This window comes from Edaphobacter aggregans DSM 19364 (assembly GCF_000745965.1).
GTDB lineage: Bacteria > Acidobacteriota > Terriglobia > Terriglobales > Acidobacteriaceae > Edaphobacter > Edaphobacter aggregans.
This window is the reverse complement of the sequence record NZ_KN050789.1, coordinates 116,999-131,928: the sequence shown is the minus strand read 5'-3', so window position 1 is coordinate 131,928 and position 14,930 is coordinate 116,999. Positions and strand designations below refer to the sequence as shown.

13 protein-coding genes are annotated in these 14,930 nt (G+C 62.9%); 10 read left to right on the top strand and 3 right to left on the bottom strand.

The genetic code is table 11. From position 1 onward, the window contains the following. Positions 1-9 precede the first annotated feature (9 nt). Positions 10-1,425 (bottom strand): UDP-glucose dehydrogenase family protein, encoded by a 1,416-nt coding sequence (locus Q363_RS33615; protein WP_035359396.1) that lies wholly within the window; start codon positions 1,423-1,425, stop codon positions 10-12. A gap of 142 nt (positions 1,426-1,567) precedes the next feature. On the opposite strand from Q363_RS33615, the gene Q363_RS33610 reads away from it, so the two are divergent. The 5 genes from Q363_RS33610 (at position 1,568) to Q363_RS33590 (ending at position 8,010) form a co-directional block, all read left to right on the top strand. Next, positions 1,568-3,826, top strand: coding sequence for a GumC family protein (locus Q363_RS33610; protein ID WP_051979707.1), 2,259 nt, complete (start codon positions 1,568-1,570; stop codon positions 3,824-3,826). Beyond that, positions 3,823-4,812, top strand: a complete 990-nt coding sequence (locus Q363_RS33605; RefSeq protein WP_035359263.1) for a polysaccharide biosynthesis/export family protein — start codon at positions 3,823-3,825, stop codon at positions 4,810-4,812. The genes Q363_RS33610 and Q363_RS33605 overlap by 4 nt, the downstream gene beginning before the upstream one ends. Before the next feature lie 42 nt (positions 4,813-4,854). Beyond that, the gene (locus tag Q363_RS33600; protein ID WP_051979706.1) at positions 4,855-6,111 is read left to right on the top strand and encodes a glycosyltransferase family 4 protein; all 1,257 of its coding nucleotides are present in this window, start codon (positions 4,855-4,857) and stop codon (positions 6,109-6,111) included. 76 nt (positions 6,112-6,187) lie between these two features. After that, positions 6,188-7,384, top strand: coding sequence for a glycosyltransferase (locus Q363_RS33595; protein WP_035359261.1), 1,197 nt, complete (start codon positions 6,188-6,190; stop codon positions 7,382-7,384). Between the two features lie 17 nt (positions 7,385-7,401). Further along, positions 7,402-8,010, top strand: coding sequence for an LbetaH domain-containing protein (locus tag Q363_RS33590; protein ID WP_035359260.1), 609 nt, complete (start codon positions 7,402-7,404; stop codon positions 8,008-8,010). Positions 8,011-8,028: 18 nt separating this feature from the next. Here Q363_RS33590 and Q363_RS33585 read toward each other — a convergent pair whose 3' ends face one another. Beyond that, positions 8,029-8,409 carry a response regulator gene (locus Q363_RS33585; RefSeq protein WP_157468180.1) on the bottom strand — a complete coding sequence of 127 codons (381 nt, stop codon included), beginning with the start codon at positions 8,407-8,409 and terminating at the stop codon, positions 8,029-8,031. Between the two features lie 165 nt (positions 8,410-8,574). On the opposite strand from Q363_RS33585, the gene Q363_RS33580 reads away from it, so the two are divergent. Further along, on the top strand, positions 8,575-9,927 hold the full coding sequence (locus tag Q363_RS33580; protein WP_035359257.1) for an ABC transporter ATP-binding protein: 1,353 nt from the start codon (positions 8,575-8,577) through the stop codon (positions 9,925-9,927). Continuing rightward, complete coding sequence (locus tag Q363_RS33575; RefSeq protein ID WP_035359256.1) at positions 9,924-11,714, top strand: ABC transporter permease; 1,791 nt, start codon at positions 9,924-9,926, stop codon at positions 11,712-11,714. The genes Q363_RS33580 and Q363_RS33575 overlap by 4 nt, the downstream gene beginning before the upstream one ends. An 8-nt stretch (positions 11,715-11,722) precedes the next feature. Here Q363_RS33575 and Q363_RS33570 read toward each other — a convergent pair whose 3' ends face one another. Then, positions 11,723-12,205 (bottom strand): AI-2E family transporter, encoded by a 483-nt coding sequence (locus tag Q363_RS33570; protein WP_051979705.1) that lies wholly within the window; start codon positions 12,203-12,205, stop codon positions 11,723-11,725. Between the two features lie 154 nt (positions 12,206-12,359). Between Q363_RS33570 and purQ the strand changes: the two genes are divergently transcribed. From purQ to Q363_RS42550, 3 genes are all read left to right on the top strand, one after another. Next, entirely contained in the window at positions 12,360-13,058 is a 699-nt protein-coding gene (purQ, locus tag Q363_RS33565) for a phosphoribosylformylglycinamidine synthase subunit PurQ (RefSeq protein WP_035359255.1), read from the top strand. Positions 13,059-13,124: 66 nt separating this feature from the next. Beyond that, a complete protein-coding gene (locus Q363_RS33560) occupies positions 13,125-13,916 on the top strand; it encodes a tyrosine-protein phosphatase (protein WP_035359253.1) in 792 nt (263 codons plus the stop codon). A 39-nt stretch (positions 13,917-13,955) separates the two neighbouring features. Then, positions 13,956-14,927, top strand: a complete 972-nt coding sequence (locus Q363_RS42550) for a hypothetical protein (protein WP_169747242.1) — start codon at positions 13,956-13,958, stop codon at positions 14,925-14,927. The last annotated feature ends 3 nt before the right edge of the window (positions 14,928-14,930 follow it).

Sequence of the window (14,930 nt, the reverse complement as noted above, 5' to 3'; positions counted from 1 at the left end):
CGACGCAAGCTAGCCCCTCGAAGACGCCGCGGCGAGATCACGGACAGGATACGCCGCGGGCCGGCCGACACTGAGATAGGTAAAGCCGTGCTCGGTCATCACCGAAGGGTCATAGAGATTGCGGCCATCGATGACGATGGGATAGCGCAGAGCCTTATTGAGACGCTTCAGATCGAGTTCGGCAAACTCGGGCCAGTCGGTGAGGATCAGCAAGGCGTCGGCGTCGGCGACGGCGTCGTAGGCGTTGGAGGCGTAGCGCAGTTCCTTCGACTCCGGCAGCACTTGGCGGGTGCGTTCGATGGCCGCGGGATCGAAGGCGGCGATGATACAGCCTTCGTTCAGCAGCATCTTGACGATCTCGATCGCGGGAGACTCGCGGATGTCGTCGGTGTCGCCTTTGAAGGCGAGGCCGAGGACACCGAGACGCTTGCCGCGGAGGTTCCACAGGGCCGAGCGCACCTTTCCAACGAAGCGCTTCTTCTGCTGGATGTTGATCTTTTCGACCTCGCTGAGGAGGCTGAAGTCGATGCCGAGCTGCTCGGCGACGGAGCGGAAGGCGGCGACGTCCTTGGGGAAGCAGGAGCCTCCGTAGCCTATGCCGGGGCGGAGGAACTTCGGTCCGATGCGGGTGTCCAGGCCCATGCCGCGGGCGACCTGTTCCACATTGGCGTTGGTGGCCTCGCAGAGGTTCGAGACGGCGTTGATGAAGGATATCTTGAGCGCGAGAAAGGCGTTGGAGGCGTGCTTGATGATCTCCGCGCTCTTGGTAGAGGTCATCAGCAGCGGCGGAGGCTCGGAGACGGTGCAGGGACCGGGGATGCCATCCTCGCGCTCATAGTATTTGCCGCCGGTGAGAGGAGCGTAGATGTCGCGCAGAATTGCACCGGCGCGCTCGCTGTCGGCGCCAACGACGATGCGGTCCGGGTGGAGGAAGTCGGCGACGGCGGTTCCCTCGCGCAGAAACTCGGGGTTCGAGACCACGTCGAAGAGATGGCGCTCGACACCGTTGCGCTCGAACGCACGGCTGATCCACTCGTTGGTGTAGACGGGCACGGTGCTCTTCTCGACGATGACCTTGTAGCTGGTCAGCGAGCGGGCGATCTCGCAGGCGACGGCCTCGACGTAGGAGAGATCGGCGTCGCCGTTCTCGCTCTGCGGCGTGCCGACGGCGATGAAGATGGCGTCGGACTCTCGCGTGGCCTCGGCGAGATCGGTAGTGAAGCGGACGCGTGAGTTGCGGTACTTGCCGAGCAACTCCGGGAGATAGTGTTCGTGGATGAGGGTATCTCCGCCTTGCAGCGCAGAGACCTTTCGCTCATCGTTATCGACGCAGATGACCGGATGGCCCATCTCGGCGAAACAAACGGCGGCGACGAGGCCGACATATCCGGAGCCCACAACAGCGATTGGAATCGGTTTGCTCATAGGAAAGGCAGCGTGACTCAGCGTTTGAACCTCACATTTGAGCATATCCGACTTTCTGTGAATTTCAAGGTACAGAAAGGGTTACTGCGGGCATCTCTCAATTCGCTCGCTGGTACCTGCTCCTCTTGTTAGACTAGTCGCAATGGGTCCGCAAAGCGCGAAGACACCGCCTGGGGCGGACACACCTGAGGTCAATGCGCCGGCATTCAGTACGTCGGTCACCGACACGACCCTCTCCGATGCGTTGCTCACGCTGAGGAAGCGGCGGGCGGTTGTCATCATCTGTGTTCTGCTGGGCCTGGCCTATGGCATCTACAAGGCCGGGACTCAGCCGCGGGTGTTTGAAGCCTTCGGACGCATCCAGGTACGGTCCGGCTCGTCGAACGAATACCGCGTCAGCGCCGTTCAGGGATACACCGGCGACGCCACGGGCTCGCGTATGCTGGCCGAGGTCGCGATTCTCGAGAGCGACTCGCTCATGCTCGCGGTGGCCCGCGAGATGGATCTCGCCAACAATCCGGACTTTCTCGGCGGCAAGGCTCCCGTGCCGCGCGCCGCGCTGGACGATCCGCGAGTGCGGCAGGACACGATACACCGGCTGCAGAGCAGTCTGCACATCATGCTGGTGCAGAAGACCGACATTATCCGCATCGGGTACAGCAGCCTGAGCCCTAAGCTGGCGGCCGACATCGTCAACAAGGTGATCGCGGCCTATATCCAGCGGAGCTACGAGACGAGGTTCGCCTCGACCCAGAGAGTGTCGAACTGGCTCTCGGGCCAGCTGGACGACCTGAAGCAGCAGGTGCAGACCTCGCAGGAACAGCTGATGGACCTGCAGAAGCGGCTCGGCATCCTCGGCTTCGACCAGAACCACAGCCAGATCAACGCCTCGGTGGAGCAGCTCTCGAAGGCCTCCAACGATGCTCACATCGCACGCATCCTGGCGGAGTCGCGCTACCGCATGCTCAGCAGCATGGACCCGAACTCGATCGAAGCATCGATCGATACCGCGTCGGGGGCCACGGCGTCGGGGCTGAATCAGCTTCGCGGCCAGTATGCGACCGCCAAGGCGACGTATGCCCAGATGGAGTCGACGCTCGGGCCGAACCATCCACAGGCCAAGGCACAGAAGGCGCAGATCGACGAACTGAGCCGCGAGATCGACACCGAGGAGCAGCGGCTGGTCCTGCAGGCCAAGGAGAACTACCTTGCTGCCCGCACCAACGAGGACCAGACGAGCGCAGCGCTCGAGGCCCAGAAGGCCGATGCCTACAAGCTGCGCGACGACCTGGTGGAGTACACGATCCGGCAGCGCGAGTTTGAATCGAACCGGAACCTCTACGAAGGGCTGCTCCAGCGTCTGCGCACGGCGGGCGTGCAGGCAGGGCTGGAATCGCTGGAGATCGACGTAGTCGATCAGGCGATGCTTCCGGCGGCTCCGGTGCTGCGGCCAGTGTCGACGATCATTCTGACCGGGCTGATCTTCGGACTTCTGGGCGGCATTGGCCTGGCCTTCCTTCTCGAGAGTCTGGATACAGGCCTGCGCAGTGTCGCCGAGATCGAGCGGATCACCGAGCTTCCTTCCCTCGCCATCGTCCCTCGCGCCCGGCGCACCGCGACCGACCAGAGCACTCTCTCCGTCGCCGAGCGAAATATCATCTCGCTGTCGCAGCCCAAATCGCAGTTCGCCGAGGCCTTCCGCTCGCTGCGCACGGCGCTTCTGCTCTCGAGCGCAGGGCAGCCTCCGAAGGTCATCCTGCTTACCAGCGCGACGCCGTCGGAGGGCAAGACAACGGCGGCCAGCAACCTCGCCGTCATCCTTGCACAGGGCAAGGCCCGTGTCCTGCTGATCGATGCCGACCTGCGGAGGCCCAACGTTCACCATCGCTTTGGTATAAACGCGAGAGTCGGACTAACGACGCTGCTGACGGGCGCAACGACGCTCGAACAGACGGTCCAACACGTCCCCAATGTGCCGAACCTCGATGTCCTGGTCAGCGGACCGGTTCCTCCGTTCCCCACAGAGATGCTGAGCTCGGAGTCCATGACGACTCTGCTCGAACAGTGCTGCCGGATGTATACCCATGTGATCATCGACTCACCTCCGATCCTGTCGGTCACCGATGGCGTGATTCTGGCGCACGAGGCCGACGCCGTGGTGCTGGTGGTCCGGCACGGCAAGTCGAGCAAGCACGTGGTGCGCCGAGCGCGCGACCTGCTGATGCGCTCCGGTGCCCCGATCACGGGCATCATGCTGAACGCAGTCGATATGAGCTCGCCGGAGTACTACGGCTACTACGGATACTCGGGTTACTCGTATTCGGGTGTGGATGCCGAAAGCTGGGAGTCGCCGTCACGCGCGGCGCGCCACGCCGAGACAACGGACGAGGTGAAGCGATGAGCGGGCAGCGGCCCTTCCGGTCAGCCCTGGCGGTCCTGCCCCTGTTCTTCGTGCTGGGTCTCGCCGGTCCTGTGGCACAGGCGCAGTTCAACGGGCCTGCGCTGGGAGCTTCCACGGCGGTGAACCGCCGGGTGACCCCGACCACTGATCCCGCGATCCTCTTTCCGAAGGGACGCGAGATTCATGTCGGCGCAGGAGACCTGATCGCGGTGCATCTGTACGGATCGACGGACTATGCGCCGGTGGCGCGGGTCAGCCTGGATGGCTCCGTCCAGCTGCCGCTGGTCGGCACGGTGGTGGTGGACGGTCTGTCCATCCACGAAGCGGAGCGGCTGATCGCTGACCGGCTTGTGGCCGGCGGAATGTACCGCAACCCTCAGGTGACGCTGCAGCTGATGGAGTCGCCGAATCAGGTTGCCACCGTAACGGGTGAGTTGCACGCCGTGGTCCCGGTCGTGGGCCAGCGCAGGCTCTTCGATGTCCTGGCAGCCGCGGGCGGACTTCCTCCCACGGCGAGCCATATCGTCACAATTTATCGTGCGGACGTCGCTCAGCCGGTCGTAATCGACCTCGGCACCGACCCCGAGCAGAGTGACAAGTCGAACGTTCCGATCTTTCCGAAGGACACGATCCTGGTCGCACGGACGGGCGTGGTCTATGTGCTCGGCGCATTCAAGACCCAGGGAGCCGTTCCGCTCGCGCAGAACTCTCCTCTGACGCTGATGCAGGTCGCGGCAGTCTCCGGCGGCCCAGGCTTTGAAGGTAAGCTGGGGGATCTGCGCCTGATCCGCACAGTTGGACTCGAGCGCAAGGTCGTCCATGTCGACATCAAGCGCGTGATGGACGGCAAGGACCCCGATCCCGTACTTCAGACCGACGACATCGTCTTCCTCCCGACCGACCGCATGAAGGCCGCGATCAAGTCGGGAGGCGTCTCCACTCTGCTCGGATTCGCCTCGATTCTGATCCTCGCCGTGCAACAGTAACGCAACCGATCTCCACGAGACTGCACCGTCAACATCATCACCATGGATTCCCTCCCCCAGCGGACCACAGAGAGCAAAGACGGCAGGCTCAGGCTGGCGTATCTCGTCAGCCATCCCATCCAGTACCAGGCGCCGCTGCTGCGCCGCATCGCGCAAGAGCCGGATATAGACCTTACAGTCTTCTTCGGATCGGACTTCTCGGTGCGAGGCTACAAGGACAAAGGCTTCGGCGGCGTGGGCGTCAAGTGGGATGTGCCTCTGCTCGAAGGTTATCGGCACGAGTTTCTTCCGGTCCTCAGGGACAATGCGACCAACAGCCCGACGTCGCCGATGAACTACGGCATTGCAAGCCGGCTCAAGGGCGCACCGGGACAGGGAGCCTTCGATGCTCTCTGGGTGCACGGTTACTCCAGCGTGAACTCGCTGCACGGCATGACTGCGGCGAGGGCGCTGGGAATTCCAGTGCTGCTGCGTGCCGAGTCCTGGCTGGGCGATCGTGAACGCAGCGGAGCGAAGCTGGCCGCCAAGCGGCTCTTCCTTCGTGCCCTGGGGCAGATGATCGATGCCGTGCTTCCCATCGGGACCCTGAACACTGCCTACTGGCGCTACTACCTGGGCGACGAGTTTCCTCTCTTTCCGATGCCCTATGCGGTGGATAACCAGTACTTCCAGCAGCGCAGCCGCGAGGCCGAGGTCCGCCGTGCGGAGCTTCGCGCCGAGCTTGCGCTGGATCCCTCGCGGCCGGTCATCCTCTTCGCCTCGAAGCTGCGGAGTCGCAAACGCGCGATCGATCTTCTGGAGGCCTATGTGCGACTCTCGCCTGCGCCGGGCATGGAGCCCGATCCCTATCTGGTGATCGTCGGCGACGGCGAAGAGCGCGCCTCGCTCGAGAAGAGAGCCCGCGAGACCGGCTTCAGCAGCATCCGCTTCTGCGGCTTCCGAAACCAGTCCGAGCTTCCACGGTTCTTCGATCTGGCGACCGTCTTCGTTCTGCCGTCGCGACACGAGCCCTGGGGCCTGATCGTCAACGAGGCGATGAACGCAGCGCGGGCCGTCATCGTCTCCGACGAGGTAGGCTGCCAGCGCGATCTGATTACGGACGGCGTGGAGGGAGCGGTCTTTCGCGCCGGCGACGTGGAGGCGCTGGCCGATGCCCTGCGCAGGACTCTGGCGTCGCCCGAGACGGCCTCCGCAATGGGCCGGCGCGCCTTCCAACGCATTGAACGCTGGAGCTTCGACGAAGATGTTCGCGGACTGCGAAGAGCGCTGGCTGCGGTAACCGGAAAGATTACGGCATGAGGGCAAGAGGCCTGATTGCAGAAGAGATGGACGAAATAATGAGACTGCTATTCTCGATAACGATGGTTAACTGCTGATGCGAATTCTGCACATTATCGGAACCCTGAGCCCGGAGGCCGGCGGTCCGACCGAATCGGTGCGGGTGCTTCTCAGCTATGGCCCGATCGGCTACGCCGGTGAGGTGGTTACGCTCGATGACCCGAAGGCGCCGTTTCTCAGGGATCTGCAGTTTCCGGTCCACGCGCTCGGGCCGACGAGAACGAAGTACGGCTTCAACTCGAAGCTGCTGCCCTGGCTGAGGGAGAACCGCTCCCGCTTCGACGGCGTGGTAGTCAACGGCCTGTGGCAGTATTGCGGCTTTGCCGCCTGGCGCGCGATGTCCGGCAATACGCCCTATGTGGTGTTCACGCACGGCATGCTCGATCCCTACTTCAAGCACGCGTTTCCCCTGAAGCACATCAAGAAATGGCTCTACTGGGTGCCCGCGGAGTATCGGATTCTGCGCGACGCGTACCGTGTCCTGTTCACCTCGACGGCGGAGAAGAGGCTGGCCGAGCAAAGCTTCTGGCTGCATCGCTGGAACCCCTTCGTTGTTCCCTACGGAGCCAGCGGTCCGCCACCCAAGGACCGGGACCTCCTCAGAGAAGCGTTCTTTGCGAAGTGTCCGCAGGTCCGCGGCAAGCGATTTCTTCTGTTTCTGGGCCGCATCCACAAGAAGAAGGGATGCGACCTTCTGATTCAGGCCTTCGCCAGTATTGCCGACGAGGATCCGGAGCTTCATCTGGTGATGGCCGGCCCCGACCAGCAGCTCTGGAGAGCGCACCTGGCTGAGATGGCTGAGAGCGGCGGAGTCGGCCAGCGCGTTCACTGGCCCGGCATGTTAACCGGAGACGCCAAGTGGGGCGCGTTCTATGCCTCCGAGGCCTTCGTGCTGCCCTCGCACCAGGAGAACTTCGGCATCGCAGTGGCCGAGGCGCTGGGCTGTGGAACGCCGGTGCTGCTGGCCGACAAGGTCAACATCGCCGAAGACATCGCACGAGACAACGCGGGCCTGATGGAGACCGATACCATCGATGGAACTCTGCGGTTGCTGAAACGCTGGATCGCAACGCCTCCTGAGGAGCGGGCCGCCATGGCAGACCGCGCGGAAGAGTGCTTCCACCGCCGCTACAATATGCGCGAGAATGCAAAGGCGATCATTCGGCTGTTCGAAGCCGCGACGCAGGGCGAGGCCGTAACGCAGGACGAAGAATCCAGCGTCATCCATTCCTGAAGGCCAGGCCAGCGGACATGCCAAGAGAGATTCATTACAACGCGGCGGAACACATCTCTGCGAATACGGCTCGGGACCCGTATCTGCGTCCGGCCTTCCCGCTCCGGCTCAGGCTGCGGCGGCTGATGTGGAACGTCTGCTGGTCGCTGCTCTATCGCACCTCGCCGCGCCCCCTGCACTCGTGGCGTTCCTTCCTGCTGCGATCCTTTGGCGCCAGCATGGGTCCGAAGTGTCACTTCTACCCCGCCTCCAGGGTATGGGCGCCCTGGAATCTGATCTGCGCCGAGCAGGTGACGGCGGCCGATGGCGCCGAGATCTACAACCCCGCGCCCATCACCCTCGGCTCCCATGCCATCCTCTCGCAGGACGCCTATCTCTGCGGAGCCACGCACGACTACGACGATCCCGCGTTCCCGCTGATCGCCTTTGCCATGAGCCTCGGAGCTTATAGCTGGATCTGCGCCCGCGCTTCGGTCGCTCCCGGCGTGAGCGTTGGAGAGGGCGCGGTGCTGGGACTGGGCTCGGTCGCGACCCGCAATCTCGAGCCATGGACCGTCTACGCCGGAGTTCCAGCCGTCAAGGTCAAGGAGAGGCGGCGGCACGCGACTGACGTCGTTGCCGGCTAGAGACAGGCGTAGATACGCTCAGCTGCGCAGCTTGGCCAGCAGGTCCGTCGGGTGGACGGGCTTGGCAAGTATCTCGAACTCATGACCCTGCACGCGTGCCTTCTCGAGCAGGTCGGCCGTGGCTGCCTGGCCGGAGAAGAGAAGAATCTTGCACTTCGGAAGGCGGGCTCGCGTGATAATTGCGGCCTCGATGCCGGTCATCCCGGTCATGATGACATCGCTGATGAGCATGTCGGGCTGAAAGCTGTCGAGCATCTCGACGGCCTTCTCTCCGCTGAACACCGCGCGCGCGTCAAATCCTGCCTGGTTCAGGATGATTGCCAAAGTATTTGCGATTACCTGCTCGTCGTCAGCGACGAGAACTCTCGGTCTTGATGTCGTTGACGGCATCTCTGACATGCTGAACTCTTCCCCATCGAAATTATTCAACGCTCCATTGCAATGCAATCGATCTGCGTCGCTTTACTATGATCTTACAGAGTAATGATACGCTGGGCCCAGAGCCTCGGACAGCAAGCCTACATCAATTTCAGCCGACTCACTACGTCTTGAACCCAGACTCCGATGCAGCAAGTGATCATACGCGCCGAACAGGTCGAAAAATACTATGCGCAGCCGAGCGAGAACCGCATCCAGGTCATCTCGCCGACCGATCTCTCGATCAGCGAGGGAGAGATCGTGGCGCTGCTGGGGCCATCCGGCTCCGGCAAATCGACGCTGCTGCGTATGTTGACCGGTCTCTCGACGCCTTCGGCGGGCCAGGTCTACTGGCACGACCGGCCGGTGCAATCGGCCGACGTCAACGTCTCGATCGTATTCCAGAGCTTCGCCCTCTTTCCCTGGCTCACAGTCTTTGAGAACGTCGAAGCCCCGCTGAAGGCCCGCGGCATGGAGCCGGCCGAGCGCCGCAAGCGCGCTATGAAGATCCTCGATACGGTCGGCCTCGACGGCTTCCAGGCCGCCTACCCCAAGGAGCTCTCCGGAGGCATGCGCCAGCGCGTGGGATTCGCCCGCGCCCTGGTCGTCGAGCCCGAGGTCCTCTTCATGGACGAGCCCTTCTCCGCGCTCGACGTGCTGACCGCCGAAAACCTGCGCAGCGAGCTGCTGGAGCTGTGGCACAACAAGACCATCCCCACGCGCGCCATCTTCATCGTCACCCACAACATCGAAGAGGCCGTGCTGCTGGCCGACCGCATCATCGTACTCGGCCGCAACCCCGGCCACGTCCGCACGGACTTCCGCGTCGCCATTCCGCATCCTCGTGACCGCAAGGCGCCGGCCTTCACCCAGCTGGTGGACTACATCTACAAGGTGCTCACGCAGCCCGAGGCCAAGCCTCCCGCTCTGCCCGTCACGCCCGACGGCAGGCCCGTGCGCGACCAGCGCCACATGCAGTACCAGATGCTGCCCCATGCGCGTCCGGGAGGCATCGCCGGCCTGCTCGAGATTCTGCTCGATCACAACGGCAAGGACGACATCTACCGCCTCGCCGACGACCTCGCCTTTGAGATCGACGACCTGCTGCCCATCGTCGATGCCGCGCAGCTTCTCGGCTTCCTCAAGGTGAACGAGGGCGACGCGGCCATCACACCCACCGGCGCCGAGTACGCAAACTCCGAGATTCTTCGCCAGAAGGAGCTCTTCCGTACCGCCGCCGTCGAAAACGTCCTGCTGCTGCGCCAGATCGTACGCGCCATCGAGGCCAAGAGCGACAAGAGCGTCCCCGAGGAGTTCTTCCACGACATGCTAGACGAGCAGTTCAGCGAGGACGAGACCGTGCGCCAGTTGGAGACTGCCATCAACTGGGGCCGCTACGCCGAGCTGTTCGACTTCGATGCCTCGCGACGCCGCTTCATTCAGCCCGAGAAGCTCCATCAGGAGGCCGAGACTCCGACTGCGCCGGAGATCGAGGTATGATCCAGCTCCCTCCCAGCTTCAGCTACACCCGCAGCACGGAGATGCTCGCCCGCTCGCAGGTGCTCAAGCGAAGCTGGCCGGTCGTACTCGATCTCTGCGTCGCCGGAATCGGCCTCGCCTGCTTCTACGGCGTGGTGCAGATCGCGAAGTACTGGTTCGGCCAACCGGTTCCGCAGATCACCATCTCGCTGAGCCCGCGCGCACTGCCGCTCTACGCCTTCTACTCCATCGTCCGCATCGGTCTGGCCTATCTTCTGAGCCTCATCTTCGCCATCGGCTACGGATACATCGCAGCCTACAACCGCCGCGTCGAGGCGTTGATGATCGCCGGGCTCGACATCCTGCAGTCCATCCCTGTGCTGAGCTTTCTGCCTGGCGTCATGCTGGCGATGGTGGCGCTGTTTCCCACGCGGCAGATCGGCGTCGAGATGGGCGCCATCGTTCTCATCTTCACCGGCCAGGTCTGGAACATGGCCTTCAGCTTCTACTCGTCGCTGAAGAGCATCCCGCGCGAGTTGAGCGAGGCCGCGACGATCTACAAGTTCTCGCGCTGGCAGCGGCTGATCGAGCTTGAGCTGCCTTACGCCGCCATCGGTCTCGTGTGGAACTCCATGGTCTCGGTCGCCGGAGGATGGTTCTTTCTGATGGCCTGCGAGATGTTCGTTCTCGGCACGCGCGACTTCCGCCTGCCCGGCCTCGGCTCGTACCTGCAGACCGCCGCGAGCACCGGCGACGGCAAAGCGATCGCCTGGGGCCTGTTCACGATGATCGCCATCATCGTCGCCACCGACCAGCTCATCTGGCGGCCGATCATCGCCTGGAGCGATAAGTTCAAGTTCGAACAGGTGGAGACGAAGTCGCGCATCGGCTCACCGCTGCTGCATATGCTCCAGCACTCCCGCGCAATCAAGACGCTGAGCCGCCGCACTATCAAACCGCTCACCGAAGCCATCTATCAGCGCGTCGCCGAAGGCCGAAGCAGCCAGGCCCGGAAGGCCGCACAGTTCGATGAGGCCGCGGTGAAGCGACACGAGCGCTGGGCGGGGCTGCTGCGGGGCTTTGTCCTCGCCGTCATCTTCGTCGTCGTTCTCTACGCGGCCCTCCACGCGCTCTCGCTGCTGCGCCAGGTGCAGCGGACGGAGTTCGCCGCGATCATGAAGGGAGCGCTGGCAACGTTCCTGCGCGTCAATACGGCGCTGCTGCTCGCCTCGGCCTGGACGATTCCTGCGGGAGTCGCCATCGGCTTTCATCCTCGCCTCGCGCGCATCGCCCAGCCGCTGGCGCAGATCGCCGCATCTGTTCCCGCCACCGCGCTCTTCCCTGTCATTCTGCTCGCGCTGGTCAAGATGGGCGGAGGCCTTGGCATCGGCTCCATCGCCCTGATGATGCTCGGAACGCAGTGGTACATCCTGTTCAACGTCATCGCCGGAGCCATGGCCATCCCAACTGACCTGCGCGAGGTCGCGACGCTCTTCCGCTTCACCGAAGTGCAACGCTGGCGGACCGTCATTCTGCCCGGCATCTTTCCCTACCTCATCACCGGACTGGTCACGGCTTCCGGCGGCGCGTGGAATGCCAGCATCATCGCCGAGTACTTCCACCTGAAGAACCAGACGCTGCAGACAACCGGCCTCGGCGCAACAATCAGCGCCGCCACCGACAGAGGGGAGTTCCAGATCCTTCTGCTCGCAACCATCGTCATGGCGTTGATGGTCGTCACCATCAACCGGCTGGTCTGGCGTCCGCTCTACCGCCTCGCGGAGACGCGCTACACGCTCGGAGCCTGAGTCGCCGCCTACCGCTGCGCCGCAGACCTGTCGCGCAGCGCATAGATAACCGCCAGCAGAGGCGGAGCCAGAATGACTCCCCAGGGCGGGATCAGCAACCCAAGCACGATCGGGCCCAGTAGTGCAGCCCACCACGGCACCCTCGTCTTGCGGTGCAGGACATACGGCCCAATCACCAGCCCATCCAACATCACGATCAACCCATAGAGGCCCAGAACCAGGCCCAGACGCCACAACTCGTCCGAGCCCATGAACGTGGTCGCCAGCACAGGCCCGATCAGCGCGATCATGCTGCCGTAGACCGGGATCAGCTGCAGCAACGCGCCCAGCAGAGCCCACAGCGGCGCCCACGGCACACGAATCAGCTCGAGGCCAATCAGCCACATCCCTCCCACGATCAACGCATCCAGCGTTGCGGCGCGCCACCAGTCCATCAGCGCGCGGCCCGCTGTGCGAAACGGCGACGGCGGTCCCAGGGGTGCTGCGCTCATCTCACACGCTCCAAATCTTCTGCGCACATCACATCTGCTCAGGATAAGACAGTTCCCTGCCGCAGCTCCGTGCCTCAGGCAGTTCTGCACACAGTGAGTCCGCTCAACAGCAGATGCTATCCTTAAAGCAAGAAATCTCTCGCTTGGTCATCTTATGAAATTCGGCGTCCTCGTCTTCCCAGGCTCCAACTGCGACCACGACACCTATAACGTCATCGACACGCTCACGCATCAGCCGGTGACCTTTCTCTGGCACGCCTCCGAAGACCTCGAGGACTGTGACGCCATCCTCGTGCCGGGGGGCTTCGCCTACGGCGACTACCTGCGCACGGGAGCCATCGCCAAGTTCGCGCCCATCATGCAGTCCGTCACGAAGTTCGCCAACAGCGGCGGGCTCGTCATGGGAATCTGCAACGGATTCCAGATCCTCTGCGAGGCCGGCCTCCTTCCCGGCGCGCTGATGCGCAACGCCGGACAGCGCTACATCTGCAAGCAGGTCCACCTGCGCACCGAGACCGCAAACTCAACCTTCACTCACGGGCTCGAGCGCGGCCGCGTTCTCCAGATGCCCGTCGGCCACATGGAGGGCAACTACTTCTGCGACGCCGACACCCTGGCGCAGCTGAAGTCTCAGGATCGCATCGCCTTCCGCTACACCACGCCTGCAGGCGAGATCACCGCCGCGGCAAACCCCAACGGCTCGCTCGAAAACATCGCCGGTGTGCTCAACGAGGGCCGCAACGTCCTCGGCATGATGCCGCATCCCGACCGCTCGAGCGAGAGCCTGCTCGGCTCTGCCGACGGCCTTCTCCTCTTCCAGTCGATGGTCGAGTCACTTGCGCTGGCTCGGTAGCCCATTGCCCGGTAGCTCCATCGTGTTACAAAAACACCCCACGGGCGATGGTAGGATGAGCACGCGATGATTGATATTCACCATCATCTGCTCTGGGATCAGGATGACGGCGCCACGAGCCTCGACCTCTCGATCGAGATGGCACGCATGGCTGCCAACGATGGCATCACCCACATCGCCTGCACTCCGCACGCCAACGGACACTACCCGTACCTCCCCGAGGTCATCTCCAGCAAGGTCGCCGAGCTGCAGCACCTGCTCGACAAAGAAGGCATCGACCTCAAGCTAGGCCGCGGCTGCGACTTCCACATGTCGTACGACAACATCGAGCAGGCTCGCATGGATGCCAGCCGCTTCACCCTCAACTGCGGCGGCTACCTCCTCGTCGAGATCCCCGACTACGCCATCCCCCGCGGCCTCGCCGAGACCTTCTACCAGATGCAGCTCGACGGCCTGACTCCCATTCTCACGCATCCGGAGCGCAACGCCACACTGCAGAAAGACTCCTCGCTGATCATGGAGTGGCTCCGCGGCGGCGTGCTCGTGCAGGTCACTGCCGGCTCGGTCACAGGCCGCATGGGCAAGACCGCCCAGCGCGTCGCGCATGAGCTGCTGTCGAAGCGTTGGGTCCACTTCCTCGCCACCGATGCCCACAACACCGGCTCGCGCCCGCCGAAGATGCGCGAGGCCCACGACCTGGTCGCCGACAAGTACGGCCCCGAGTACGCCCACCTGCTCTGCGTCTCCAACCCGCTGGCCGCCTTCCTGAACAAGCCCATGCCTCCGCAGCTCGAGCCGATCGATCTCTACGAGAACCTGGAGCCGAAGAGCTGGTGGCAGCGTCTGCTGAATCGGTAATGACAATTTAGAAATCCGGCCCGGGTTACACTTGGGCGCATGCCGCATCTCCTGCTTTTCTGCCTTCTTTCTACAAGCATCTCCTTCGGTCAGAGTTCCGCAACTCCACCAGATCTCCCATCATTGATTCGAAATCTTCCCGAGGCGGCAGCTCACCCTGATTCCGATGGACTCGAGAGTCTCTCAGAAGCGCTCGCGAAAACCCCTCTCACGGACCTGCAAGCTAACCTACCTGCGCTAATAGCCCTTACAGAGTCGCCCGACGAGCTCGTTCGCCCCTTTGCAGTCCTCTCGCTCGCAGGGATGTCCGCGCAACCGGGTCCCGGACTCGATCGTCAGCGGCGCCAGCTTTTAGTTCCGTACCTCTTGCGCCTCGCCCCCCGTCTTCTCGATCCAGCGACCGAAGCGCCCGCTTATTTCGTATTCAACTCCATTGCGTTGCTCCGTCCGCCACCCACTGAGTTACTTCCGATATTGATCCGAGCTCTTGATGATCCGAAAAGCACCCAACCTCTTCCCTCACCTAAAGACCCGGAGGATAAGATCTACGCTGGCCCCGGTATTGCGGCCATCCTTCTCATTGCGGGGGCGTCATACCACGCCGACCCGGTAACTCACATCACAGAAGGCTCCTCTTTGCCCGAAGCGCAACAAGCCGTCCGGCGTTTTCTTCATCGTTCCGATCAGACGGCTCCATCAATCGCTCAAACAATCCAAATGATCGCGCTCGCGCAACCTCAAAATCCTGAACTAAACGATGACCTTGTGCGATTTCTGGACTCAAGTGACCCCGCAGTGCGTATGACCTTGCTCACTAACCTGCCAAGAATCACTTTTAGTCCGGCAATCTTCGCAGCGACGAAGACACATCTCGGTCAACTGGCCTCTGATCCATCAACATCATCCGAATTCCGCACTGCAGCTCACACAATCCTTGTCTGCTGGGATAACGATCGCCATCACGCCTGTCAGTACATTCCCAACACTGTAACGGTCAACTCAACGCCATAAGGC

Coding starts and splice junctions, on each gene's coding strand:
- Q363_RS33585 (WP_157468180.1), bottom strand. CDS start 8,409: ATGTCAGAGATGCCGTCAACGACATCAAGACCGAGAGTTCTCGTCGCT.
- Q363_RS42550 (WP_169747242.1), top strand. CDS start 13,956: ATGCCGCATCTCCTGCTTTTCTGCCTTCTTTCTACAAGCATCTCCTTC.
- Q363_RS33615 (WP_035359396.1), bottom strand. CDS start 1,425: ATGAGCAAACCGATTCCAATCGCTGTTGTGGGCTCCGGATATGTCGGC.
- Q363_RS33610 (WP_051979707.1), top strand. CDS start 1,568: ATGGGTCCGCAAAGCGCGAAGACACCGCCTGGGGCGGACACACCTGAG.
- Q363_RS33605 (WP_035359263.1), top strand. CDS start 3,823: ATGAGCGGGCAGCGGCCCTTCCGGTCAGCCCTGGCGGTCCTGCCCCTG.
- Q363_RS33595 (WP_035359261.1), top strand. CDS start 6,188: ATGCGAATTCTGCACATTATCGGAACCCTGAGCCCGGAGGCCGGCGGT.
- purQ (WP_035359255.1), top strand. CDS start 12,360: ATGAAATTCGGCGTCCTCGTCTTCCCAGGCTCCAACTGCGACCACGAC.
- Q363_RS33590 (WP_035359260.1), top strand. CDS start 7,402: ATGCCAAGAGAGATTCATTACAACGCGGCGGAACACATCTCTGCGAAT.
- Q363_RS33570 (WP_051979705.1), bottom strand. CDS start 12,205: ATGAGCGCAGCACCCCTGGGACCGCCGTCGCCGTTTCGCACAGCGGGC.
- Q363_RS33580 (WP_035359257.1), top strand. CDS start 8,575: ATGCAGCAAGTGATCATACGCGCCGAACAGGTCGAAAAATACTATGCG.
- Q363_RS33575 (WP_035359256.1), top strand. CDS start 9,924: ATGATCCAGCTCCCTCCCAGCTTCAGCTACACCCGCAGCACGGAGATG.
- Q363_RS33600 (WP_051979706.1), top strand. CDS start 4,855: ATGGATTCCCTCCCCCAGCGGACCACAGAGAGCAAAGACGGCAGGCTC.
- Q363_RS33560 (WP_035359253.1), top strand. CDS start 13,125: ATGATTGATATTCACCATCATCTGCTCTGGGATCAGGATGACGGCGCC.